This is a genomic window from Streptomyces sp. JNUCC 64, assembly GCF_054484115.1.
Genome location: NZ_CM137015.1, coordinates 1,438,119 through 1,462,474 on the forward strand (window position 1 = coordinate 1,438,119; position 24,356 = coordinate 1,462,474).

The following is a 24,356-nucleotide window of genomic DNA, read 5'->3' on the forward strand; positions in this document are numbered from 1 at the left end:
TGACGGGACGGTGGCCCGGCGGTCTGATGGCCTGATCGGACGGTGGCCCGACCGCGACGGTGACCTTGTGGGACGGCGGCCTGGGACCCGACGGGGTGGTGACCCTGTGGACGGCGGGGCGGTGCCCCTGCGGGCGGTGGGACGGGAACCGGTGGCCCGTGGCGGTCCGACGGCTGGCGGTCCGAGGGGACGGAGCCGCCGGGCACACCGTGAGAACCGCCCGGGCTCCGGACCTGACGGGGCCACCACTGGCTCGACTCCCCGGCGCGGCCCGTCCCCTCGGGCATCGGGACCTCAGGGCCGGGACACCCGGGCTCCCGAGCCTCCCGGGCTTCCCGGGCCATCAGGTTCCCCGGGGGCACCCAGATGGCTCGGCCACTCGACCACTCGACCACTCGACCACCGGGCCACCGGGCCACCGGGCCACCGGGCCACCGGGCCACCGAGGCACCGAGGCACCGAGGCACCGAGGCACTCGACCACGGAACCCCGAGGTCACCGCGCCGTCCCGACCCGCGGAGGACAGCGGAGGACACCGGACCGCCCGCTTCGACGGGTCCGCGCTGTCCCTTGGACCACGCCCCGCCCCGCGCTCCTACGGTGACACCGGGAGCCCGGCCGGTGCCGCGCGCACGGCGGCGCCCGTCCCCGTCCCCCATCCCGAGGACCGCCCGTGACACCCCGTCCAGCCGTGCCCCCGCACCGGCCGCCCGCGCACCGACTGCTCCGGCGGTGCCTGTCCCGGGTCCGTGGGTCCCTCGCGCGGTCCGTCGGCTGGGCGGTCCTGCGCCAGTGCGCGTTCCTCGCCCTGCCCTGGCTGCTGGGCAGGTCCCTGGACGCCGGGACGACGGGCGACACCCGGGCCGCCGTGGGCTGGGCGCTGGCGTTTCTCGGGGCCGCCGCCGTCGAGTACGCGGGGATGCGCGGCTGGCAGCTGTGGACCAACCTCGCCGAGGCGGACGCCGGGGCCTGGCTGCGGGTCAGGCTGCTGACGGCGATCCTCTCCCTCGACACCGACACCGCGCGGCGGCGCACCGGCGGCGCCGGGGAACTGACCGACCGCGCCACCCGGGACGTGGACACCGTCCTGGTGTGGGTGCACGGGCTGACCAGCTGGGTGGTGATCGGGATCACCGGGGTGGTGCTGGTCCCGGCCATCGCCGTGCTCGATCCGGGGCTGCTGCTGGTGGCGGCGCTGACCGTACCGGTGCTGCTGGTGCTCAACCGGGTGTTCCCGCCGCGCTTCGGGCGGCGGGCGCGGGACCTCGCCGAGGCGCACGGGGCGCGTTCGGCGGTGGCCGGGGAACTGCTGTCGGCGCTGCTGCCGTTGCGCGGGGTCGGCGCCGAGCGGCGGCTGGTGGAACGGCACCACCGGCACAGCGCCGAGGTCACCCACCGCACCCGGCGGCTGGCGTCGGTCGGGGCGCTGTGGGAGGCGGCGTCCGCCGTGGTGCCGCTTCTCGCGGTGACGGTCGGACTGTTCACCGGCGGGCTCGCCGTGCTGGACGGCACCCTGACCGTGGGCGCGCTGACGACGTTCGTGCTGTGGATGGGAACGGTGTCCCTGGCCGTGACCGTGCTGACGGCCCGGCTCGGGGAACGGGCGGAGGCGCTCGTCGCGGCGGAACGCGTCGGGGAGGTCCTCGCGCTGGTGCCGGAGGACGGGGAACGGGTCCCGCTGCCCCGCGCCGGTGAGCTGCGGGCGCGCGGACTGACCGTGCGGAGTCCGGGCCGGGCGCCCATCGGACCGCTGGATCTGACGGCGGCGCCCGGCGAATGGGTGGCGCTGACCGGGCCGACCGGTTCCGGCAAGAGCACCCTGCTGCGGGCGCTGGCCCGGTTGGTGCCCGCCGAGGGCACGGTGACCCTGGCGGGGGTGTCCCTGGACGACGCGGGCCCGGACGACCGGTGCGCCACGGTCGGTCTCGTCCCGGAGGGCCCGCTGCTGGTGCACGGGACCGTCCTGGAGAACCTGCTGCTGGGCGGTGACCGCGACCGGGCGGCCCTGGACGCGGCGGCGACGGCCGCCGGGCTGGACCTGGCGCTGGCCGGGCTCGCCGACGGCTGGGACACCGGGGTCGGCGAACGCGGGCGGGCACTGTCCGGAGGGCAGCGACAGCTGGTGGCGCTGGCCCGGGCGCTGTTGCGCGGGAGTCCGGTGCTGCTGCTGGACGATGTGACGTCCGCGCTGGACGGGGCCACCGAGGCGGAGGTGCTGGCCCGGTTGCGCCGGGCCACCCGTGGGGTGGCGGTGGTGTTCGCCACCCACTCCCCCGCCGTGCGGGCCCTCGCCGACCGGGAGGTCCGGCTGCCACCGGGCCCCGGCGCTCCCGCTCCCGCCCCGGCTCCCGTACAAACCCCCGTTCCGGCACCGACGCGGGCGCCGGACCAGGCTCCCGTACCGACACCGACACCGGCACCGGCACGTTCGGACACACCAGCCCGTGCCCGAACCCAGACTCCCGCACCGGCCCAGCCCCGGACACCGGCACCGTCACCGGCACCGGCACCCGACGCTGACGGACGCCCGCCCGAGCCCGCGTCCGTACCCGGGCCCGCCCCCACACCAGGCCGGCGCCCCGCGCCCACGCGCCCGCCCGCGCCCATCGACGAGCCCGACGCCGAGGAGGCGCCCCGTGTCCGCTGACCCCTTCCTGCTGGCCGAACTCCCCGACCAGCGGCGGGTCTTCCGCCGGGCCGCGCCCTTCCTGCGGGGGCACCGGCGGGCGCTGGCGCTCGCCGTCGTCCTCAACCTCGCCGGTGCCGCGCTGGCGGTGGCGGTGACCGCGCTGACCGGCCGGGTGGTGGACGCCGCCGGGTCCGGCGACCGGGCGGCGCTCACCGCCTGGGCCGGGGCGCTGCTCGGGACCGTCGCCGCGACCGGGGTGCTGACCTGGGCGTCCCGCCTCTGGCTGATCCGGGTCGGGGAGGGGGTGCTGGCCGGGCTGCGGGAGCACGCCACGGCCGCCGTCGGCGGGGCGCCGCTGCGGTTCGTGGAGGCGCACCGCGGGGGCGAGCTGCTGCGGCGGCTCACCGGGGAGCTGAACGGACTGGCCTCGTTCGCCGGGGGGACCCTGCCCGATCTGGTCTCCGCCGCGCTGGTGCTGGTGTTCACGGTGGTGATGCTGGCCGCGCACTCGCTGGTGCTGACGGGGGCGCTGCTGCTGGCGTTCCTGCCGCCCGCGGTGCTGATCGTCCGGCGGTTCCACGACCGGGCGGGCCCCGCCTACGCGGCGGTGGCCGCGGCGGAGTCGGAGGTCTCGGCGCGGTTCTCGGAGTCGCTGCCCGCGCAGGAGCAGCTACGGGTGACCGGTGCGGTGCCCCGGTGGCTGGAGCTGTTCCGGGGGGACAACGCCCGGCTGCGGGCGGCCCGGGAACGGGAGGTCCGCACCGAGCTGGTGCTGAACCGGCTGGCGCTGCTCCAGGCCGGGTGTCTGGCGGGCCTGCTGGTGGCGGGCGCCGCGCTGGTGGGCCGGGGCGAGCTGGGGGTGGGGGTCGCGGTGGTGTTCGTGCTCGCCACCCGGGAGCTGCTGGGGCGGTTCGAGGACCTGGCGGGCGCGGTGGGCGAGGGGCGCCAGGCACACGTACGGCTGGCGCGGCTGCTGGACCTGGTGCGGGCGACGGGGGCGGCAGTGCCCGCGCCCCGGACGCGTTCCGGACGGTCCGGGCCGCTCCCCGGACGGGCCCGTGCGGCGGGTGCGGTGGACGACGTCGCCGGGGCCGGGGAGCCGCCCGCGCGGGGCCCGCTGGTGCTGACGGACGTGGGCTTCGGCTACCGCGCCGGGACCCCGGTGGTGGACGGGCTGTCGCTGACCGTGCGGCCCGGGGACCGGCTGGTGGTGGCCGGGCCGACCGGCGCGGGGAAGTCGACGGTGGGCAAGCTGCTCGCCGGGCTGTACCCGCCGGACCGGGGCTCGGTGACGTTCGCCGGACGGGAGCTGTCCGGGTGGGACCCGGAAGGGCTGCGGGCCCGGATCGCGCTCGTCCCGCAGGACGTGGCACTGGTGACGGGGACGGTCGGCGGGAACCTGGCGATGGTGGCGGGGCGGCCGGGGCCGGAGCGGGTGGCGGAGGTGCTGCGGGAGCTGGGGCTGGACCGGTGGGCGGCCGGGCTGCCGGAGGGGCTGGACACCCCGGTCGGCCCGGACTCGCTGTCGGGCGGGGAGCGGCAGCTGGTGGCGCTGGCGCGGGCGGTGCTGGCGGATCCGGCGGTGCTGGTGCTGGACGAGGCCACCGCCGGAGTGGACCGGGAGACCGCCGCGCGGATCGAGTCGGCGCTGGACGCGGTCTCGGGCGACCGGGCGCTGGTGGTGATCGCGCACCGCGCGGAGACGATCGCCCGGGGCCACCGGGTGCTGAGGATGCCCGCCGGGACGGTGACGGGCCCCTGACCCGGGGTCGTCCGGGTCCTGGTGACGGGACCCGGACGGCCCGGACGGCTCAGACGGCTCAGACGGCTCAGACGGCTCAGACGGCTCAGACGGCCAGGACAGCCTGGTCAGCCGGACAGCGCGGACAGCCGGACAGCCGGACAGCCGGACAGCCGGACAGCACGGGGTACGGCACGTACGGGCCGGGGCCGGTCCGCGCGGGTGAGGCGGCACCCCGGCCCGTACGGGAGGGGCCGGGCCGGGGCCCGGACGCCCGTCGACGCGCGTACGGCGGAGTGCCCGGCGACCGGAGGGGCCGAGGCGCGCGTACCAAGGGGCCGGGCGGGTTCGTGTGAACCCGCCCGGCCCCTTGGTGGTGTCCGGCCCTCCGGGGAAGCACCCCGGTACCGGATCAGTCGCCCTTGGCGGCCTTCGCCAGGATCGGGGTCAGCTCCTCGACCACCCAGGAGGCGCTGAGCGCGTCCGGGAAGGCGATGGTCGAGGAGAGGGTGTTCTCGGACGGGACCACCGCGAAGTTGCCGCGGCGCACCGCGCCGAGCGACTTGAACAGCTTGTTGCCCTCCAGTTCGGAGGCGCTGAGCAGACCCTCGTCACCGAACGGGTAGGTGACGAGCAGGATGTCCGCGTCGAGCTGGTCGAGGTTCTCCAGGCTGACGCCGTTCTTGTTGGCGGTGTAGTTCTTCGCCTTGTCGGTCTTGCTCAGACCCAGCTCCTCGAAGATCCCGGGGTCCTGCTCCCCGTAGGACATGAAGCTGACCTGCTCGGGGTGGACCACGGCGTAGGTGTAGGTCTTGCCCTTCAGCTCCGGGTTGGCCTTGGCGGCCGCCTCGACCGTGGCGCGGTTGGCGGCGATGACCTCCTTCGCCTCGGCGGGGACGCCGAGCGCCTTCGCCGCCCGGGTGAGCCGCTCCTGCCAGGTGAGGGTGTCGGCGTGCTTCTTGTCGTCGAAGGTGACGACCGGGGCGATGGGCTTGAGCTTGGCGTAGTCGGAGTCCATGCTCCAGGCGTTCACCCCGAGGATGACGTCGGGCTCGGCGGCGGCGATGGCCTCGTAGTCGGTGCCGTCGGTGTCGTCGAACGTCGGCAGCTTGTCGATGCCGAGCTTCTCCATCGCCCGCTTCTTGTAGGGCGCGACCGGGTCCCCGTCCTCGACGTCCGGGGTGATCACCGGGGTGATGCCGAGCGCGAGGGCGATGGAGGTGTCGCCGTCGGAGACGGTCGCGACCCGCAGCGGCTTCTTCTTCAGCTCGTCGTCGCCCCAGGCGCTGGTGAGCTTCACCGGGTAGCCCTTGGTGTCCGCCCCGGTCCCCTTCGCGTCGTCGGCGGCGCCGGTGTCGCCGCCACCGCCGCAGCCGGTGACGAGGGCGACGGCGGTCGCGGTGGCGAGCAGCAGCCGGACGGCGCCACGGCGGCGCGGGGAGCTGGTCGGGCGGTTCATGGGGTCTCCTGGAGAGTGGGTGCGGTGGTGCCGTTCCCGGCGGGGCCGGGGAGGGGGGCTCCGATGTGGCGGCCGAGCGGGAAGATCTGCGGCCGGGCGGAGCGGGGATGGGGGACGACGAGGCAGTCGAGGCCGAAGACCTCGGCGACGGTCTCCTCGGTGAGGACGTCCTCCGGAGGGCCCTGGCGGACGATCCGGCCGTCGCGCATGGCGACGATGGTCGAGGCGTACAGGGCGGCCTGGTTGAGGTCGTGGGAGACGAGGACGATGGTCTTGCCGGTCCGTTCGTTGAGGTCGGCCAGCAGGTCCATCACCTCGATCTGGTGGGCGATGTCGAGGTAGGTGGTGGGTTCGTCCAGCAGCAGGGTCGGGGTGTCCTGGGCGAGTGCCAGGGCGATCCAGACCCGCTGGCGCTGGCCGCCGGAGAGTTCGTCCACCGGGCGGTCGATCAGTCCGGCGGTCCCGGTGGCGGCCAGGGCCTCGGCGATGACGGTCTCGTCGGCGGCGGTGCGCCGCTGGCCGAACCGGCGGTGCGGATGCCTGCCGCGCCAGACCAGGTCGCCGACGGTGATGCTCTCCGGGGCGATCGGGGACTGCGGCAGGATGCCGAGGCCGCGGGCGACGTCCCGGGTGGAGAGGGTGTGCAGGTCCGTGCCGTCGAGGAGGACCGATCCGGCGGCCAGCGGCATCAGCCGGGCGATCGACTTCAGCAGGGTGGACTTGCCGCAGGCGTTGGGGCCGACGAGGGCGGTGATCCGGCCCTCGTCGATCCGCAGCGACAGTTCCTCGACGATCAGGGACTTCCCGTAACCGGCGCTGAGGGCGCGGGCTTCGAGTCGGGGCGCCGGGGCGGCGGGATCGTTGGTCACGTGGTGGCTCCCTGCCTGCGCCGAAGGATCAGCCAGACGAAGTAGGGCGCGCCGAGCAGCGCGGTGAGGGCCCCGGTGGGCACCGGGCTGATGAGGGGCGCGTTGCGCGCGAGGACGTCGGCGGCGAGCACGATGACCGCGCCGACCAGCGGGGCGAGCCCCAGTGAGCGGTCGGCGCCGACCAGCCGGACCGCGATGGGCCCGCTGATCAGGGAGACGAAGCCGATCGGCCCGACGACGCTGGTGGCGAGGGCCGCGGCGGCGGCGCCGAGCAGCAGGGCCGCGATCCGGGCGCCGGGAACCCGGGCGCCGAGTCCGGTGGCGAGTCCGTCGCCGAGGTCCATGGCGTGCAGCGGGCGGGAGAGCGCGGCGGCGCACAGGGCGCAGGCCGCGAACGCGGCGGCGAGGGTGCCGACGCCGTCCCAGGTGACGTCGTTGACGCTGCCGATCAGCCAGCGCATCGCCATGGCGGTGCTGTGCTGGTCGGCAACGGTGAACAGGTAGTTGGTGTAGGCGGTGCAGACCCCGCTGAGGCCGATGCCGACGAGGACCAGCCGGTAGGTGTCGACGCCGCCGCGCCAGCTGAGCAGGTGGACCAGTCCGACGATGGCGAACGAGCCGAGGACGGCGGCGAACGAGGTGCCGTGGGGCAGGGTCGGGGCGAGCACCAGCACGGTGGTGGCCCCGGCCCCGGCGCCCGCCGAGATGCCGACGATGTCGGGGGTGGCGAGCGGATTGCGGACGAGCCGCTGGTACAGGGCGCCGGAGAGTCCGAACAGCGCGCCGGAGAGCGCGGCGGCGAGGGCCCGGGGCACCCGGTTCTGGAAGATCGTGTAGTCGGCGAGTCCGGTGCGCAGTCCGAAGGCGGCGGGCAGCACGTCGGCGGTGGCGATCCGGCCGAGCCCGCCGAGCAGCACGGAGGCGGTGACCAGGGCGAGCACCGAGGCGACGAGCACGGCCGAGACCGTGGTGAGCCGTCGTCCCAGCCGCCGGTGGGCGGCGCGGAGCGCGGCGACGGTCGCGGAGGTTCCGGCGTCCTTCCCGGCGGTGACGGGGACGGGGGCGGCGGCCGGGCGGGGGGCGGTGGCGGAGGTCGTCATCGGTGTCACACCCTGACCAGGTCGCGGCGGCGGGCCAGCCAGATGAAGAACGGGGTGCCGACCACGGCGGTCATCACGGCGACCTGGACCTCCCCGTGGTCGAGGACGAGCCGTCCGACGGTGTCGGCGGAGAGCAGCAGGACCGCGCCGAGCGCCATCGACAGCGGGAGCGACCAGCGGTGGTCGGCGCCCACCAGCAGCCGGGCGCAGTGCGCCGCGACCAGCCCGACGAAGGCGACCGGCCCGACGGCGGCGGTGGCGGCGGCGCACAGCAGGACGGCGACGGCGGCCGCGGCCAGCCGGGCGCGTTCGACGCGGACGCCGAGGCCGCGGGCCGCGTCGTCGCCCATGCCGAGGATGTTGAGGGTGCGGCCGAAGGGCAGTGCGAGCAGCAGCCCCACGACGGCGAACGGCACGATCTCGTCGAGGACCTTGGCGCGTCCGGTGAGCTGGCCGACGGACCAGAACCGCAGATGGGCGAAGACCGCCTCGTCGCGGACGACGAGCAGGGTGATCAGCGAGGACATCACGGCGGCGACGGCGACGCCCGCGAGGACGAGCCCCAGGGTGGTGCCGCCGGTGTTGGTGCGGACGCCGATGAGGTAGACGAGGGCGGCGGTGACCGCGGCCCCGGCGAGCGCCAGCCAGAAGTAGCCGGTGACCCCGGTGACGTCGAGGAAGAGGATGCCGAGCACGACGGTCATCGCGGCGCCCTGCTCCACCCCGAGGACGCCGGGGTCGGCGAGCGGGTTGAGGGTGAGCGCCTGCATGATCATCCCGGAGGCGCCGAGCGCGGCACCGACGGCGAGACCGAGGAAGGTGCGGGGGATGCGTTCGGTCCACAGGACGTGCGCGTTGTAGGCGCCGCTGTCCGGATCCAGCAGGATGCGGACGACCTCCGGGGGCGAGATCGAACGGGCGCCGAGCCCGATGCTGGCCACGGTCACGGCGACCAGGGCGAGGACGGCGAAGAGCAGCACCGCGGTACCGCGTGAGGAACGTGTCCTCGCCGGTGACGGTGGTGTCGTCGCCCTCGGGAGGGTCTCTGTCATGGTGTTCCTCGGGCCTTCTCACCTGGGCAAGCGTCGACTTAGGCTACCCTTACCGATCCAGGGGGCGGTCCAATGCCGGGGGCACACCGCTCACAACCAGGGGTCAGCCGGACCCGTGGCGCGGGGCCCGCCGCAGGGGGAGAGGACCACAGAGTGATCGGGAACAGCACCAGGACGACGACCATGGAGATGGCCGGAAACAGCCCCTTCGGGCGGGCCGGTGACGACCGGGGAGCGGCTCCGGCCCTGGACCCCGTCCGCACGGACGCCGTTCACCCGGCCCCCGTGCGCGCGGACGGCCCCCACCCGGACCCCGCCCTCCTGGAGGTCCCCCTCGCGGACGACGACTTCATCGCGGCCGGGGGCCATCCGACGCACGCCCACGACTTCCACCAGTTCCTGTACGTGCCGGTGGGCCGGATCGTGGTGCACGCGCGGGGGCGGGACCACGAGCTGACCTCGTCGGTGGCGCTGTGGATCCCGGCGTGGCTGCCGCACAGCGCCCGCTTCGACAACGACTCGCTGATCGTGGTGGAGACCTTCGACCCCGACGACCACCGGCTCCCCTACACCGAGGTGACCCCCGTCAACGTCACCGACGCCCAGCGGCGGCTGCTGCTCGGCCGGATGCGCAGTTCGGACCCGTCGGAGAACGACCCCGCCGTGTTCGCGGCGCTGTCGGAGGGGCACCGGGACTGTCTGCCGCTGCCCCGGCCGACGAGTCACGCGGCCCGCCGGGTGGCGCTGGCGCTGGAGCGGGACCCGGGCGACGGCCGGACGGCCACCGAGTGGGCGGACGAGGTGTACACCAGCTCGACGAGTCTGCGGCGGGCGTTCCGGGCGGAGACCGGGCTGGCGTTCTCGGAGTGGCGGACCCGGCTGCGGCTCAACCACTCGCTGCCGCTGCTGGCACAGGGCCAGCTGGTGAGCGCGGTGGCCGCGCGGGTGGGCTTCGTCTCCACCAACGGCTACATCCTGGCGTTCCGCAGGCACTTCGGACGGACCCCGGGCGCGTACGTCCGCGAGACGGCCGCCGCCTGACCCGCCCCCGGCGGGGGCACGGACGCCCTTGCGGGACCCGCGCACGACGAAGGGCCCCGGCCCGGGGGAACTCCCCGGGCCGGGGCCCTTCGCACGAACCGGGACCGGGCGCGAGCCGCACCGGGCGCGAGCCGGACCAGGCGCGAGCCGGACCAGGCGCGAGCCGGACCAGGCGCGAGCCGGACCAGGCGGGGCGGAGTCCTCCGGACCCGCCCCGCGCCGCGCCGCGTGGCGCGAGTGCCCCGCCCGGCGCCCTGGCCGTACAGGTCACCTCACTTGGTGAGGGCGGCCTCCAGCTCGTCCAGGATCTTGGTGGCGCCGGTGTAGCCGATCGCCTGGATCCACAGCTCGTCCTTGACGGCGTGGACGTCGCCCTTCTTCACCGCGTCCATGTTCTTCCACAGCGGGCTGCGGAGCACCTGGGTGGCCTTGGCCTTGTCGGGGTCGCCGATGGTGGAGTGGAAGATGACGTCCGCGTCGGCCATGTCGATCTTCTCGGGGCTGACGTTCAGCATGAAGCCGTCCTCCGCCTTCTCCGTGACGGCCGGGCGGCCGAGGCCCACGTCCTTGAAGACGGTCCCGATGAAGTTCTCCTTGCCGTACAGCCGGATGTCCGCGCCCTCGATGAAGCGGACCATGTTCACCTCGATGGCGGCGGCCTTCTCCTTGCCGCCGAGCGCGGTGGTGACCTCGGCGCTGCGCGCCTGGTACGCGGCGACGGCCTTCTCGGCCTCCGGCTTCTTGCCCAGCGCGTCGGCGTGGAAGAGGAAGTTCTCCTTCCACGGCAGACCCGTGGTCTCGGTCATCACGGTCGGCGCGATGGCCTTCAGCTCGTCGTACTTGTCGCCGTGACGGAGCTTGCTGGTGAGGATGAGGTCCGGCTTGAGGGCCGCGATGGCCTCCAGGTTCGGGGTGGGCATCTCCCCGACGAGCTTGACGCCCTCGACGTTCCCGGCCGGGACGTGGGCGGGGAAGCCGGTCGCGGTGTCGGTGCGGGTGGCGCCGACGGGCTTGACCCCGAGGGTGATGAGCGAGTCCAGCTCGGCGGTGTCGAGGGTGACGACCCGCTGCGGCTTCGCCTTGACCTTGACGTCGCCCATGACCGTCTTGAGCACACGGGTCCCGGCGGACCCGGCCTTCTCCCCGGCCGTCTCCTTCTTCCCGCCGTCCGAGTCGGACGAGCCGCAGGCGGTCAGGGCGAGGGAACCCGCGAGGGCGGAGGCGAGGGCGAGGGCCGCGCGGCGGCGGGCTGCGGTCTTGGCGGTCATGTCTCTGTCTCTGCTTTCCGGGGTACGGGGGGCATGGCGGTATGACGGCATGACGGCACATCCGCCGAGCGCAGGTTTGGTTAGGCTTGGCTAAGTCTAGATCCTCTTTACCCCGCCTTGACCAGGGGGTGCCCCTTCCGTCCCGCCCCGTGGACCCCTCCCTCCCCCACCGCCCGCGCCCGCGCACCCGGGGTGCGCGCCGGGCGGGCCCCCTCGCGCGGAGGTGACGGCGGCCCGGAGGAAGGGCCCGAGCGCCACCGGAAGCGTCAACTCCACAGCACCCGATTCACCCTGACCGAGGATGAGCCACGGGGCGCGCCCCCGCACTTCCGGCCATGAACGAGACGGGCGGAAGGAAAGGGGGATGCTGGGGGGACGCGCGTGACGGAGGTGGCGCGCCCCGGCGCCCCGGACGGCAACGCGGCAGGGACGGCGCGGGGACGGTCCGGGGAGCGGATCACCCAAACCCCTCCATGGGTGATTGGCCGAACCGGCCCGTCCGCCCCTTCCCGCGCTCCCCCCGCGTGCGATGCCCTTGCCGCGCGCCCCGGCTCCACCACCGCACACCACGGCGCGCGGCCGAACGGTGGCGCGGGCGCTCAGCGGTGTCCGACTTCGTCGATTCGTCGAGGGGAAGAACTGTGACCACACCTCCCACCACCCCGCTCCGCGTCGCCCTGGCCAACGGCAGCTTCGAACAGCCGACGGTGACCGGCGTGGAGATCCTGCCGGACTCGTCGCAGACCCAGGCCCCCAAGCGGGTCCCGGGCTGGCTCACCACCGCCTCGGACCACCGGATCGAACTGTGGCGGTCGGGCTTCCAGGGGGTGCCGTCGGCCGACGGGAACCAGTTCGCGGAGCTGAACGCGAACGAGGTCTCCACGCTCTACCAGGACCTGCCGACCACCCCCGGCACCACCCTCTACTGGCGGCTGCACCACCGGGGCCGCCAGGGCGACGACACCATGGCGCTGGACATCGGGGCGCCCGGCTCCCCGGTGGAGCAACGGCGCTTCACCGACGGCAACACCGCCTGGGGGCGCTACACCGGCACCTACACCGTCCCGGCCGGCCAGACGCTGACGCGCTTCTCGTTCCGCTCCATCTCTGCGGCGGGCGGCAACCGGGGCATCGGCAACTTCCTGGACGGCGTCTTCTTCGGCACCGCGCCCCGGGTCACGCTCGACAAGACCGCGATCCCGGTGGGGCCGCTGGAGATCGGCGACGTCATCACCTACCGCGTCACCGCCCGCAACGAGGGCGGCGGCGGGGCCGAGCGGCTGGTCCTCACCGACGCCGTCCCCCCGGGCACCACCTATCTGCCCGGTTCCCTGCGCGTCGTGGACGGCCCGAACGCGGGGCCGAAGAGCGACGCGCGCGGTGACGACCAGGCGTACTACGACGCCGCCGCCGACCGGGTCGTCTTCCACCTCGGCGACGGCGCCACTGCCACCGAGGGCGGCGGCCTGCCCAACACCGAGACCCTCCCCGCGGGGACGACGGTGGAGTACCGGGTCACCATCGACCGGGCCAGCGCCGGCCAGCGGATCGCCAACACCGCCACCGCCGGCTACGAGAACCGGCTCGGCGACCGGCCGGAGCAGTTGACGGCCACCTCCGACGAGGAGGTCACCCAGGTCGCACCGGCCGCGGACCTGACGGTGGCGAAGGCCGCCGACGCCACCACCGTCACCGTCGGACAGACGGTCACCTACCGCGTCACCGCGCGCAACGACGGCCCGAGCCCGGCCACCGGCGTCACCGTCACCGATCCGCTCCCCGAGGGCCTGGTCTTCCTGTCCGCCGAAGCCACCGCCGGAAGCCACGACCCGGTCACCGGCCGCTGGAGCGTGGGCGACCTGGCCGTCGGCGCCACCGCCAGCCTCGTCCTGCGGGCCAAGGCCACCCGGCCCGGCGCGGTCGTCAACACCGCCGCCGTCAGCGGGAACGAGAAGGACCCCGGCCCCGCCCCCGACACCGACGGCGTCACCGTCTGCGTGACCCCGGCCCCGTCCTGCTGCGACCCGTGCGCCGGATGAGGTGATCCCGGGCCGGGGCGAGCCGGGCCGCGCGATGGCGCGCGGCCCGGCTCGCGGTGCGCGCGCGGGGGGCGGTCCGCTCAGGGCCCCGTCGACGCGGTCCCGACGGCGGGCGCGGTCCCGTCCGCGAGCGCCAGGGTCGCCCTGACCACCTGGTCCAGCAGTCGCCGGGTCTGCGGGCCGGGGACCGTCTCGCCCCGGACCAGGCAACCCGTGCAGACCCCGTCCAACCCGGTGACCAGGAAGTCCGCCAGCTCGGCGGGCGGTGCCGCGTAGACCCGGCCGGTCCGGCGCCCGGTCTCGATCAGCGCCTCCGTCGCGATGTCGGCGATGTCCTGGTAGTGGCGCTCCACCATCTCCCGCAGCTCCGGGCTGCGCAGCGAGAAGGTGACGAGCTCGAACCAGACGAGGTTCAGTTCGGGCCGCTCCCCCAGATGCGTCCAGACCGACTCGGCGGTGGCGTGGAGCGCCTCCTCCAGGCTGGTCGCGCGGGCGACCGCCCGCTGCGCCCCGGCGACCAGTTCGCCGGAGAGCGCCTCCAGGACCGCCCGGTAGAGGTCGGCCTTGGTGCCGAAGGTGTAGTGCACGGTCGCCTGGGCGACCCCGAGTTCGGCCGCGATCGCCCGGGTGGAACCGGCCGCCACCCCTTCGCGGGCCATGAGTTCGATGGCCGCGGCGATGAGCTGGGGTCGGCGCTCGGCGGCGGTCACATGAGCCATACAAGCCACTATAGCGACATAGTCAGACGCCTTCGTCACTCGACTTTGTCACCTGACAAAGTCATGCGTATGGTGAAGCGAGGAGGGGGCCTCCGAACCACCGGGCCACGGACCGCGACGGCCACGCACGACCACGGCTGACCGCGCCACCCCGTGACCCGTGTGGCCTGTGTGACCCATATGAACCACGGGTCACGGACCCGGAACCCACGGACCGGGCCACGGACCGGGCCACGGCCCGGGGAGCCGGGACGGGAACGACGGGCCACGGACCGCGTCCCGTGGACCGCGCGTCACGGCTTCCCCCTCCTCCGACCGACGAGGACCACCGAGGACCGAGGGGCAGGGCCCATGAACCCGTCAGCACTCCACCGCGCCGAGCACACCGCCACCGTCCCCGAGCGCACCGGGCTCCCCGTCTTCGGGCACGCCCTGAGCATCCCGACCGACACCTTCACCCAGTGGGCGATGCGCGAGGCACGGGACCTGGGACCGGTCTTCAACCTCCGGGCCTTCGGGCAGGAGACCCTGATGGTCTCGGGCGGCGACCTGGTCGCGGAGGTCTGCGACGAGAGCCGGTTCCGCAAGACGCTGGCGGGGCTGGAGGCCGTGCGGGAGTTCGGCGGCGACGGCCTGTTCACCGCGCACGGCGACGAACCCAACTGGCGCAAGGCGCACAACATCCTGCTGCCCGCGTTCTCCTTCAACGCGCTGCGGGCCTACCACCCCACGATGACGCGGGTGGCCCGGCGGCTGCTCGCCAAGTGGGACGCCCATGAGGGACGGCCCGTCGACGTCCCCGAGGACATGACCCGGCTCACCCTCGACACCATCGGACTGTGCGGCTTCGGCTTCGACTTCGGCTGCTTCGAACGGGACGAGCCGCACCCGTTCATCACCGCGATGGTCCGGGCTCTGGACCACGCCCAGAAGAAGGCGGGCCACATCCCGGGCCTCGATCTGCTGTACGCGGGCGCCGAGAAGCGCCAGCAGGCCAACATCCTGGCCATGAACCGCCTCGCGGACGAGATCGTGCGCGGACGGCGCGCCGAACACGCCGACGGCGGCGGCCCGCTGGACGCGGCGGCCCCGGGGGACGCGGACGGCGCCCCCGACGACCTGCTGTCGCTGATGCTGCTCGCCAAGGACAAGGAGACCGGCGAGCCCCTGGACGACACCAACATCCGCTACCAGCTGCTCACCTTCCTCATCGCGGGCCACGAGACCACCAGCGGCGCCCTGTCCTTCGCCCTCCACTACCTGCTGAAGAACCCGGCGGTGCTCGCCGCCGCGCAGGCCGAGACGGACGCGCTGTGGGGCGACGCCGACGACCCCGACCCCACCTACGAGGACGTGGGACGGCTGCGGTACGTCCGCCAGGTCCTCAACGAGAGCCTGCGGCTGTGGCCCACCGCGCCCGCCTTCGCGGTGGCGCCCCTGGAGGACACCGTCATCGGCGGCCGCTACCCGGTCCGCGCTGGCCAGCCCGTCACCGTCATCATCCCGACGCTGCACCGGGACCCGGGCTGGGGCGACAACCCCGAACTCTTCGACCCGTCCCGCTTCGCCCCCGAGGCCGTGGACAGCCGCCCCGGCCATCTCTTCAAGCCCTTCGGCAACGGCGAACGGTCCTGCATCGGACGGCAGTTCGCGCTGCACGAGGCGACCCTGCTGCTCGGGCTGATCGTCCACCGCTACCGGCTGCTGGACCACGGCGACTACCAGCTGAAGGTCAAGGAGACCCTGACCCTCAAGCCCGACGGCCTCACCCTCACCCCCGTGCGGCGCACCACCGCCGACCGCCACCACACGGTCCCGGTCGCCGTCGCGGAGGCCGCCGTCCCGGACGCCCCGGCCGCCGTGCCCGACGGGCTGCGCGCCCCGGGCACCACCCTCACCGTGCTCTACGGCTCCAACCTCGGCACCTCCCGGGGGATCGCCGCCGACCTCGCGGAGGAGGGCGCCCGGCACGGCTTCACCACCTCGCTGGCCCCCCTGGACGACGCCGTGGACGCCCTGGACCCCGACGGCCCCGTTCTCGTCGTCGCCTCCTCCTACAACGGGCGCCCCACCGACGACGCGGGCCGGTTCCTGGAGTGGCTGGAGGAGGGCGGCGCACCGGCCGGAGTGCCGTACGCGGTCCTCGGCATCGGCGACCGCAACTGGTCCGCCACCTACCAGCGGATACCCACCCTGGTGGACGGGCTGCTGGCCGACGCCGGAGGGGTCCGGCTGCTGGAGCGGGCCGCCGTCGACGTCTCCGCCGACGTCCCCGCCGAGGTCGGCGTCTGGACCGCCCGCGTCTGGACGGCCCTGCTGGAGCGGTACGGGGTCCCCGCCGACGAGGCCCCCACCGGGGCCGCGCCCACCGCCCGGTACACCGTCGAGGACGCCGGCACCGACGTCCCGGACCTCCCCGACGCCGACGGACTGCTCCCGCTGGTCGTCGCCGAGCGGCGCGAACTCGTGGACACCGGCCACGAACTGGGCCGTTCCAAGCGGTTCCTGCGGCTCGGACTCCCCGCCGGGACGACCTACCGCACCGGCGACCACCTGCTGGTGCGGCCCGCCGCGCCCGCCGCCCTGGTGACCCGGGCGACGACGCTGCTCTGCCTGGACCCGGACCGCGCGGTCGTGCTGCGCGCCACCACCGGCGGCCGGGCCGCGCTCCCGGTGGACCGCCCGGTGACGGTGCGGGACCTGCTCACCCACTTCGTGGAACTGGGACGGCCCGCCACCGCCCGCCAGCTCACCGCCCTCGCCGGGCACGCCCCCTGCCCGCCGGAGCGCGCCGCGCTGCTCGCGCTGGCCGCCGCGCCCGGCCGGGACACCGTCCTGGAGCTGATGGAACGGCACGCCTCCTGCCGCCCCGGACTCGGAGACCTCCTCGACGTCCTCACCCCGACCGCCCCCCGCTACTACTCGGTGTCCTCCTCCCCCGCGCTGCGCCCCCGCACGGTGGACCTGATGGTCGCCGCGCACCCGGTGCCGCACCGCGACGGCGAGGGGACCTTCCTGGGCACCGGCGCCGCCCATCTGGCCTCGCTGGAGCCCGGGGACCTCGTCCACGCCCGGATCGCCCCCTGCCGGGAGGCGTTCCGGCTCCCGGCGGACCCCTCGGTCCCGGTGGTCCTCGTCTCGGCGGGCACCGGACTGGCGCCCTTCCGGGCCGCCGTCGCCGACCGGGCCGCCACCGCTCCGGCGGCCGGGGCCGCGCCGCTGCTCTGCTACTTCGGCTGCGACCACCCCGAGGTGGACTATCTGCACCGCGACGAGCTGGAGGCCGCCGAGGCGACCGGGGCCGTCAGCCTGCGGCCGGTGTTCTCCCGGGCGCCGGAGAACGGGGCGCGCTACGTCCAGGACCGGCTGCTGGCGGAGGCCGACGAGGTGTGGGCGCTGCTGACGGCCGGGGCGCACGTCCGGGTCTGCGGCGACGGCCGCGCGATGGCCCCCGGCGTCCGGGACGCGCTGCGCTCCCTGCACCGCCGGTACACCGGGTCGACCGCCCCGGGCGCCGAGGAGTGGCTCGCCGGGCTGATGACCGAGGAGCGGTACGTGGAGGACGTCTGGGCGGGCTGAGCCGCCCACCGGGCCGGACGGCCGCCCGCGGGAAAACCGCTGGCGACCGTCCGGCCGCCGCTGTTAGCGTGCCCGGGACGACCCCGGCTGACGGGGCGTCCCACGGCCCGTCGCGTTCGGGGGCCGTGTTCTCCCTGCGGGCTGGACAGCCCTGGAAAGCGGTGATGTATGCCCCGGCCCCAGCCGAGCGCGCCTCGTGGAAGCGTGCGCGCGTCCGGCCGCTGACCCCGCCCTCCACCGGGCCCCGGGGCCGTTCCACCGGCCCCGGCGGTTACCCGTGCGCGGGGTCCCCCTGCCGTACGCCCCCGTTCGTTCCGGGACTCCGTCCCGCCCCCGTCCGTCCCACCGCGCCCTGACGCGCGGCACCCCGTCGTGCCGTGCTCCCGCGCGCCCGTGGGCCCGGCCGGGCGGCGACGGCCGTCTCCCGGCCCGTCCGCCCTTCCCCGACGCCGCTCGCGCCTCCGGCTGCTTCCCGACCGCTTTCCCAGCCAGGAGAACCCAGGGTGTCGACCCACCAGCACCAGCACCAGCACCAATGGAATGAGTACGCGTACGAGGACGAGGGGGACCACGGCCCGTCCGGCCGCCGCCCCCTCCCACCGTCCGCCGACGTGCCGCCCACCGACGGCACCTTCGACTGCGTCCACTGCGGACTGACCGTCGGCACGCTCGACCCGACGGGCGCCGTCCGTCAGCACTGCCCGGGCTGTCTGCACGCGCGGCACCTCACCGACCACGCGCACGGCGGACGATCCGACTGCGGGGGCCGGATGACCCCCCTCGCCGTCGCCGTACCGCGCGCCGGGGAGTGGCGGATCATCCACCGCTGCGTCCGCTGCGACGAGTTGGCCTCCCACCCGGTCGGTCCCGACGACAACCGGCTCGTCCTGATGCGGACGGCCGTCCAGCCGCTGGCCCGGCCCCCGTTCCCGCTCGAAGCCCTCGCCGGACTGTGACGGCCCGACCGGAAGGAGGAAACATGCCACGACGGACCAGACGCGCCGACGGACCGCCGCCCACCACGGGACGGCACCGCGCCGCGCGACCCCAGCGCCGCAAGGACGTGCTGCACGGTCCGGGCGGGGAGCGCGGGGAGTCGTTCCGCTGCGCGGGCTGCCGACTGGACGTGCCGCTGCGCGCGCCCGGCACCGGCCACCGCAACCACTGCCCGCACTGTCTGACGAGTCTGCACGTGGACGCCCGGGTCCCGGGCGACCGGGCGGCGCGCTGCCGGGGACGGATGACCCCGCTCGGGGTGTCGGCGCGCGAGGACGGGGAGTGGCTGCTCATCCACCACTGCCTGACCTGCGGCGAGCTGAGCGCCAACCGGATCGCCGGGGACGACAACCCCCTGCCCCTGATCCGCCTCGCCACCCGCCCACTGGGCGACCCGGGCTCCCCCGCGCGGACGTTGTTCAGCTAGGTGTATTGACCACGAGCGTTGTTGACGCTGGTTGGGTCTTGATCATGACGAAGACCTCCGGTGTGGTGAAGGTGTCTAAGCTGCACCGCACACGGAGGTCTTCGTGTCCCACCGTAATGCCCGTCTGACCGTTCATGGCAGGCGGATCCTGGTCGAGCGTGTTCTCGAGGGACGTCCGGTCGCGCATGTGGCGGCCGAGATGGGCATCTCCCGGCCGACCGCCCACAAGTGGGTGCGGCGCTGGCGGGCCGAGGGCGACAGTGGCCTCGCCGACCGCCCGAGCAGACCCCGCACGACGCCGCACCGCACCCCGTCCGCGGTCGAGGCCGAGGTCTGCCGGCTGCGGACCGAACGCAAGCGCGGCCCTGCGCGGATCGGCCCGGTCCTGGGCCTGCCCGCCTCGACCGTGCACCGGATCCTGGTCCGCCACGGCCTGAACCGCCTCGCCTTCCTGGACCGGCCCACCGGCCAGGTGATCCGCCGCTACGAACACGCCCGGCCGGGCGACCTGGTCCACGTCGACATCAAGAAACTGGGCAACATCCCCGACGGCGGCGGCTGGCGAACCGTGGGCAGGGCCGTCGGCGAAGCAAACCGCCAGGCCACCACCGATGAGCGCAGGAGCTGCAAACCGGTGATCGGCTACTCCTTCGTCCACTCCGGGGTCGACGACCACTCCCGCCTGGCCTGCAGCGAGGTCCTGCCCGACGAGCGCCAGCACACGGCCGCAGGCTTCTGGCAGCGGGCGAACGTGTTCTTCGCCGCCCACGGCATCACCGTCCAGCGGGTCCTCACCGACAACGGCTCCTGCTACAAGGCCCGGCTGTTCACCCGGACCCTGGCCGCCGCCGGCATCACACACAAGAAGACCCGGCCCTACCGGCCGCAGACCAATGGCAAGGTCGAACGCTTCAACCGCACCCTCCTGGACGAATGGGCCTACCAGCGGCCCTACCACTCCAACGACGAGCGCACAGCGGCCCTGGCAGACTTCCTCCACACCTACAACCACCACCGCAGCCACACCGCCCTCGGAGGCAGGCCACCCATCAGCCGCGTCAATAACCCTGCGGGTCAATACAGCTAGGCCGTCCCTTCGGATCGCCTCGCCGGCCGGGTGCGGACGGCGGCGGGGCGTTCCACGAAAGTCGATCTCGGTGATGGACTTGGCCTTACTCCAGAGGCAACGGCCTCGACCTGTCCGCGCTGGCAGGATTGACGATCTCCCCGTGTCGCCAGGACGCGGGTCAGGACAGAGGGGGCAGCCGTGTCCATAGCCGCACCTACGAACACCCGCGCCGTGGTCGAAGAACTGCTCCGCAGGATCGGTGAGGGTGACCCCGAGCGCATCGCCGAGTTGTATGCCGAGCACGGCGATTGGAAGCTGAGCTGGCCGGAGGCCGAGCACGGTCGTGCCGCCACGCCGTGGATCCGTCACCGGTCGACCCGGGCCGACGCGGCCGCTCATTACCGCGAGCTCGCCGAGCACCACCTGCCGGAGCGTGTGGCGACCGAGGTCGAGCGCGTCCTCATCGACGGAAACGACGCGGTCGTGCTCGGCGAGATCCGCCAGACCTCCCGGACCACCAGACGTGCGTATCGGGCGCGGTTCGCCCTGCACCTCACCGTTGAAGACGGCCTCGTCACCCGGCACCACGTCTATGAGGACAGTCTCGCCGTCGCTCGGGCATTCGAGGCGGAGGATCGGTGAAGGGCCACGGGCGGACCGCCGTGGTGGCGGTCACCGCCACTCGTTGATGGCCGCGGTGGGGGGCGGCAGCCCGTAGCGGACGGCGTGTTCCTCGTAGCGGGTGGCCACGGCCCGATGCCGCTCAAGGCGATTGATTCCGCGCTCCACCGCATGGCGCTCGGCACCAGCGCACCGCGAACGCCCCAGGCGGACCCTCCCGCCCAGGGGCCGTGGAGGTGCCGCGCGCCGGACGGCCTCCCGGACCGTCCGGCGCGCCGCCGGTCCGCGCCCGCCACCGTCACCGCGGGGCGGACCCCGCGGCCGGTGACCGCACCCCCGCACAGAGGGCGCGGTCACCTCGCCGGACGCGGACCGGCTTCGACACCCGAATGATGCTGACTCATCGGGAGTGGGAACTCCACTGGCTCTGCCAGCTTTTGCTCTGCCCTGATCAGCTTTTTAGGCCGCTTTTGATTGTTTGAGGGAGCGCGGCCGGAACGGCAACGGGATCAGACGGTGCTGGCGATCCAGCCGACCGTCTCGGAGGTGTGGGGACCGTCGGAGCGCGGCTTCCCGCCTCCCACGAGTTCATTGAGACGGATCTTGAATCCGGTGGTGGTGACGTCGTCGACGCGCAGCCCCGGGGTGTCGGGGCCGTTGAACGTCTGGACGAAGGGAACGACGATCACCGCCGCGTTGTCGGGGAACGGCGAGGGGAAGGTGACCTGGACGAAGGTGGAGGTGTCCCCGCCCCGCAGCTCCGAGGCGCTGGTGGAACTGAGTTGCAGCTTGCCGGTCTGGATCAGGCTCACGGATCGATCCCGCCTTTCGCTGGACGTCCACCGGTCCGCGCCGCCGACGGCCCGCGACCGGCGGAACCGGACGCTCCCTCACGGAGCGCCCACGGTGGGGGTGTTGCCCACGGTGACACGTGTTTAGCTGGGAAGTCCCCGATGCGGGGTAACCGGGTGCCGCCGTCTTGCCAGACGTGGAACCGCCGCGACCGCCTCCCGGCCGGGGCGGCCGGTCCCGCCCCGACCAGCCGGAAGGCCCCGCAGGGCGGCCCGTGAGCCCGGGCGCCTCCGGGACGCGCGCGGGCGCCACCCGGTACGGACGCGCTCCGACGGTGCGGCACGCTCCGGTGCCCGCGCGGGAGGCCGGGGGCGCGTCCGTCCGAGCCGGGCGGTCACCCGGACCGCCCGGCGTCGCCCTCACCCGGCGGCGGGCGGTACCGGCGCCACGCGCAGCGACAGCACCATGGTGAGTCCGCCGCCGGGGGTGTCCTCGGCGGCGAGGGTGCCCCCGACGGCCTCGGTGAACCCCCGGGCGACTGCGAGGCCGAGGCCGACCCCGGCGCCGCGCGGGGCGTCGCCGTAGCGCTGGAACGGTTCGAAGATGCGGTCGCGGGCCTCCTCGGGGACCCCGGGGCCCCGGTCCACCACCCGGATCTCCACCCGGTCGGCCATGGCACTGGCGGCGACCAGGACCGGGGTGCCGGGCGGGCTGTACTTGGCGGCGTTCTCCACCACGTTGGCGACCGCCCGTTCCAGCAGCCCCTTGTCGACCAGGACCATCGGCAGTCTCGGGGGGATGTCGAGCACCACGCCCGTCCGGGGATCGGGCAGTCCGCCGAGGGCCATCGGCAGCACCTCCTCCAGGTCGATCGCGCGGATCAGGGGCTGGACGGTGCCGGTCTGGAGGCGGGACATGTCCAGCAGGTTGCCGACCAGTTGGTCGAGGCGGTCGGCGCCCTCCTCGATGGCGGCGAGCAGTTCGGCCTGGTCCTCGTCCGTCCAGGCGACGTCGTCGGAGCGCAGCGAGGACACCGACGCCTTGATCCCGGCGAGCGGGGTGCGCAGATCGTGGCTGACGGCGGCGAGCAGGGCGGTGCGGATGCGGTTGCCCTCCACCAGGGTGTGCGCCTGGTCGGCCTCCTCCCGCAGTCGCTGGCGGTCGAGGACCACGGCGGCCTGGGCGGCGAAGGCGGCGAGCACCCGGCGGTCCTCGGCGGGCAGCACCCGCCCCGACAGCGCCAGCGCCATGTGGTCCCCCACCGGCATGTCCACATCGGCCTGTTCGGGGCAGCTCACCGGGGCCGGCCCGACGCTGCCCGCGCGGGTCCAGGGGGCGGTGTCTCCCGCCCGCTCCAGCAGCGCGACGGACTCCATCCCGAAGGTCTCGCGGACCCGGTCCAGCAACGCGTCCAACGAGGTCTCCCCCCGCAGCACACTGCCCGCCAGGAACGACAGGATCTCCGACTCCGCCCGCAACCGCGCCGCCTGATGCGTCCGCCGCGCCGCCAGATCCACCACCGACGCCACCGACACCGCCACCCCCACGAAGATCACTATCGCCACGGCGTTCTTCGGATCGGCGATGGTGAGGGTGCGGAGGGGCGGGGTGAAGAACCAGTTGAGCAGCAGGGAGCCGAGGACGGCGGAGGCCAGCGCGGGCCACAGTCCGCCGAGCAGCGCGGCGCCCACGGTCAGCGAGAGGTAGAGCAGCATGTCGTTGGCGAGGCCGACCTCGGGGGCCGCGGCGGCCAGCAGCAGGGTCAGCAGGGCCGGGCCGAGGGTGCCGACGAGCCAGCCCCGCAGCACCCGGGCGCGGCCGAGGCGTCCGCCCCGGGGGCCGGGCAGTCCCCGGCCCTTGCCCATCTCGTCGTGGGTGACCAGATGGACGTCGATGTCGGGTCCCGACTCCCGGGCCACCGTCGCGCTGACCCCGGGGCCGAAGACGTACTCCCACGCCCGGCGGCGGGAGACGCCCAGCACTATCTGGGTGGCGTTCACCCCCCGGGCGAAATCGAGGACGGAAGTGGAGACGTCGTCCCCGACGACGTGGTGGAACGTGCCCCCCAAGTCCTCCACCAACCGCCGCTGCACCGCCAACTCCTTCGGCGACGCAGCCGTCAAACCATCACTCCGCGAAATATAGACAGCCAACACCTCACCCCCCGCCCCCTTCTCCGCCAACCGCGCCGCACGACGGATCAACGTCCGACCCTCCGGACCACCCGTCACCCCCACCACAATCCGCTCACGCGCCTGCCACGTCCCCACAATCCCATGCTCACCCCGATACCGCCGCAAATACCCATCCACCCGATCCGCCACCCACAACAACGCCAACTCCCGCAACGCCATCAAATTCCCAGGACGGAAATAATTCGACAACGCCGCATCCACCCGATCCGCCCCATACACATTCCCATGCGCCATCCGCCGCCTCAACGCCTCCGGCGACATATCCACCAACTCAATCTGATCCGCCCGCCGCACCACCTCATCCGGCACCGTCTCCCGCTGCCGCACCCCCGTAATCGACTCCACCACATCACCCAGCGACTCCAAATGCTGGATATTCACCGTCGACACCACATCAATCCCCGCCGCCAGAAACTCCTCCACATCCTCCCAACGCTTCCCATTCCGCGACCCCGGCACATTCGAATGCGCCAACTCATCCACCAACACCACCGAAGGACGCCGAGCCAACACCCCCTCCACATCCATCTCACCAAACACCCCACCCCGATACCCCACCTCCAACCGGGACACCACCTCCAAACCCCGCAACATCACCTCCGTCCGAGGACGCCCATGATGCTCAACAAAACCCACCACACAATCCGTCCCCCGCTCCACCCGACGATGCCCCTCCGACAACATCGCATACGTCTTCCCCACACCCGGCGCCGCACCGAGATAAATCCGCAGCCTGCCTCGTCCCATGTTCCGCTGGTCC

Annotated in this window: 17 protein-coding genes; 9 read left to right on the top strand and 8 right to left on the bottom strand. The window is 74.1% G+C overall.

The window, feature by feature from the left end; all coding sequences use genetic code 11:
* Positions 1-673 precede the first annotated feature (673 nt).
* Together ACVWNX_RS05715 and ACVWNX_RS05720 are read left to right on the top strand one after the other, a co-directional pair.
* Complete coding sequence (locus ACVWNX_RS05715) at positions 674-2,647, top strand: ABC transporter ATP-binding protein (protein ID WP_454412776.1); 1,974 nt, start codon at positions 674-676, stop codon at positions 2,645-2,647.
* Positions 2,637-4,391: an ABC transporter ATP-binding protein gene (locus ACVWNX_RS05720; RefSeq protein ID WP_454412777.1), complete on the top strand. Its 1,755-nt coding sequence runs from the start codon at positions 2,637-2,639 to the stop codon at positions 4,389-4,391. The genes ACVWNX_RS05715 and ACVWNX_RS05720 overlap by 11 nt, the downstream gene beginning before the upstream one ends.
* A 391-nt stretch (positions 4,392-4,782) precedes the next feature.
* On the opposite strand, the gene ACVWNX_RS05725 is transcribed toward ACVWNX_RS05720, so the two are convergent.
* Genes ACVWNX_RS05725 through ACVWNX_RS05740 form a run of 4 tightly spaced genes read right to left on the bottom strand, consistent with a single transcriptional unit; the run spans position 4,783 to position 8,850 of the window.
* The gene (locus ACVWNX_RS05725; protein ID WP_454412778.1) at positions 4,783-5,829 is read right to left on the bottom strand and encodes an ABC transporter substrate-binding protein; all 1,047 of its coding nucleotides are present in this window, start codon (positions 5,827-5,829) and stop codon (positions 4,783-4,785) included.
* A complete protein-coding gene (locus ACVWNX_RS05730; RefSeq protein WP_454412779.1) occupies positions 5,826-6,698 on the bottom strand; it encodes an ABC transporter ATP-binding protein in 873 nt (290 codons plus the stop codon). Before ACVWNX_RS05730 ends, ACVWNX_RS05725 begins: the two co-directional genes overlap by 4 nt.
* Positions 6,695-7,798, bottom strand: a complete 1,104-nt coding sequence (locus tag ACVWNX_RS05735) for a FecCD family ABC transporter permease (RefSeq protein ID WP_454412780.1) — start codon at positions 7,796-7,798, stop codon at positions 6,695-6,697. The genes ACVWNX_RS05730 and ACVWNX_RS05735 overlap by 4 nt, the downstream gene beginning before the upstream one ends.
* Positions 7,799-7,803: 5 nt before the next feature.
* Positions 7,804-8,850: a FecCD family ABC transporter permease gene (locus ACVWNX_RS05740; protein WP_454412781.1), complete on the bottom strand. Its 1,047-nt coding sequence runs from the start codon at positions 8,848-8,850 to the stop codon at positions 7,804-7,806.
* A 153-nt stretch (positions 8,851-9,003) separates the two neighbouring features.
* On the opposite strand from ACVWNX_RS05740, the gene ACVWNX_RS05745 reads away from it, so the two are divergent.
* On the top strand, positions 9,004-9,891 hold the full coding sequence (locus tag ACVWNX_RS05745) for a helix-turn-helix transcriptional regulator (protein ID WP_454412782.1): 888 nt from the start codon (positions 9,004-9,006) through the stop codon (positions 9,889-9,891).
* 272 nt (positions 9,892-10,163) lie between these two features.
* Here ACVWNX_RS05745 and ACVWNX_RS05750 read toward each other — a convergent pair whose 3' ends face one another.
* Entirely contained in the window at positions 10,164-11,159 is a 996-nt protein-coding gene (locus ACVWNX_RS05750) for an ABC transporter substrate-binding protein (protein ID WP_454412783.1), read from the bottom strand.
* Positions 11,160-11,800: 641 nt separating this feature from the next.
* Here ACVWNX_RS05750 and ACVWNX_RS05755 point away from each other — a divergent pair.
* Positions 11,801-13,198, top strand: a complete 1,398-nt coding sequence (locus tag ACVWNX_RS05755; RefSeq protein ID WP_454412784.1) for a DUF7507 domain-containing protein — start codon at positions 11,801-11,803, stop codon at positions 13,196-13,198.
* 80 nt (positions 13,199-13,278) lie between these two features.
* Here ACVWNX_RS05755 and ACVWNX_RS05760 read toward each other — a convergent pair whose 3' ends face one another.
* Complete coding sequence (locus tag ACVWNX_RS05760; protein ID WP_454412785.1) at positions 13,279-13,917, bottom strand: TetR/AcrR family transcriptional regulator; 639 nt, start codon at positions 13,915-13,917, stop codon at positions 13,279-13,281.
* 351 nt (positions 13,918-14,268) lie between these two features.
* Here ACVWNX_RS05760 and ACVWNX_RS05765 point away from each other — a divergent pair, with 351 nt between their 5' ends.
* The 5 genes from ACVWNX_RS05765 (at position 14,269) to ACVWNX_RS05785 (ending at position 20,630) form a co-directional block, all read left to right on the top strand.
* Positions 14,269-17,496 carry a cytochrome P450 gene (locus ACVWNX_RS05765; RefSeq protein ID WP_454412786.1) on the top strand — a complete coding sequence of 1,076 codons (3,228 nt, stop codon included), beginning with the start codon at positions 14,269-14,271 and terminating at the stop codon, positions 17,494-17,496.
* Between the two features lie 611 nt (positions 17,497-18,107).
* Positions 18,108-18,452 carry an RNHCP domain-containing protein gene (locus ACVWNX_RS05770; protein WP_454414645.1) on the top strand — a complete coding sequence of 115 codons (345 nt, stop codon included), beginning with the start codon at positions 18,108-18,110 and terminating at the stop codon, positions 18,450-18,452.
* Between the two features lie 23 nt (positions 18,453-18,475).
* Positions 18,476-18,919: an RNHCP domain-containing protein gene (locus ACVWNX_RS05775; protein WP_454412787.1), complete on the top strand. Its 444-nt coding sequence runs from the start codon at positions 18,476-18,478 to the stop codon at positions 18,917-18,919.
* Positions 18,920-19,022: 103 nt separating this feature from the next.
* Entirely contained in the window at positions 19,023-20,006 is a 984-nt protein-coding gene (locus ACVWNX_RS05780; protein ID WP_454412788.1) for an IS481 family transposase, read from the top strand.
* Positions 20,007-20,186: 180 nt separating this feature from the next.
* Entirely contained in the window at positions 20,187-20,630 is a 444-nt protein-coding gene (locus tag ACVWNX_RS05785) for a nuclear transport factor 2 family protein (protein WP_454412789.1), read from the top strand.
* Between the two features lie 488 nt (positions 20,631-21,118).
* Here ACVWNX_RS05785 and ACVWNX_RS05790 read toward each other — a convergent pair whose 3' ends face one another.
* Together ACVWNX_RS05790 and ACVWNX_RS05795 are read right to left on the bottom strand one after the other, a co-directional pair.
* Positions 21,119-21,421, bottom strand: a complete 303-nt coding sequence (locus ACVWNX_RS05790; RefSeq protein WP_454412790.1) for a hypothetical protein — start codon at positions 21,419-21,421, stop codon at positions 21,119-21,121.
* 399 nt (positions 21,422-21,820) lie between these two features.
* Positions 21,821-24,343: a DUF4118 domain-containing protein gene (locus tag ACVWNX_RS05795; protein WP_454412791.1), complete on the bottom strand. Its 2,523-nt coding sequence runs from the start codon at positions 24,341-24,343 to the stop codon at positions 21,821-21,823.
* Positions 24,344-24,356 lie beyond the last annotated feature (13 nt).

Excerpts from the sequence above, each read along its gene's own strand:
- ACVWNX_RS05725 (WP_454412778.1), bottom strand. The coding sequence starts at position 5,829 with ATGAACCGCCCGACCAGCTCCCCGCGCCGCCGTGGCGCCGTCCGGCTG.
- ACVWNX_RS05735 (WP_454412780.1), bottom strand. The coding sequence starts at position 7,798 with ATGACGACCTCCGCCACCGCCCCCCGCCCGGCCGCCGCCCCCGTCCCC.
- ACVWNX_RS05740 (WP_454412781.1), bottom strand. The coding sequence starts at position 8,850 with ATGACAGAGACCCTCCCGAGGGCGACGACACCACCGTCACCGGCGAGG.
- ACVWNX_RS05750 (WP_454412783.1), bottom strand. The coding sequence starts at position 11,159 with ATGACCGCCAAGACCGCAGCCCGCCGCCGCGCGGCCCTCGCCCTCGCC.
- ACVWNX_RS05760 (WP_454412785.1), bottom strand. The coding sequence starts at position 13,917 with ATGGCTCATGTGACCGCCGCCGAGCGCCGACCCCAGCTCATCGCCGCG.
- ACVWNX_RS05765 (WP_454412786.1), top strand. The coding sequence starts at position 14,269 with ATGAACCCGTCAGCACTCCACCGCGCCGAGCACACCGCCACCGTCCCC.
- ACVWNX_RS05775 (WP_454412787.1), top strand. The coding sequence starts at position 18,476 with ATGCCACGACGGACCAGACGCGCCGACGGACCGCCGCCCACCACGGGA.
- ACVWNX_RS05795 (WP_454412791.1), bottom strand. The coding sequence starts at position 24,343 with ATGGGACGAGGCAGGCTGCGGATTTATCTCGGTGCGGCGCCGGGTGTG.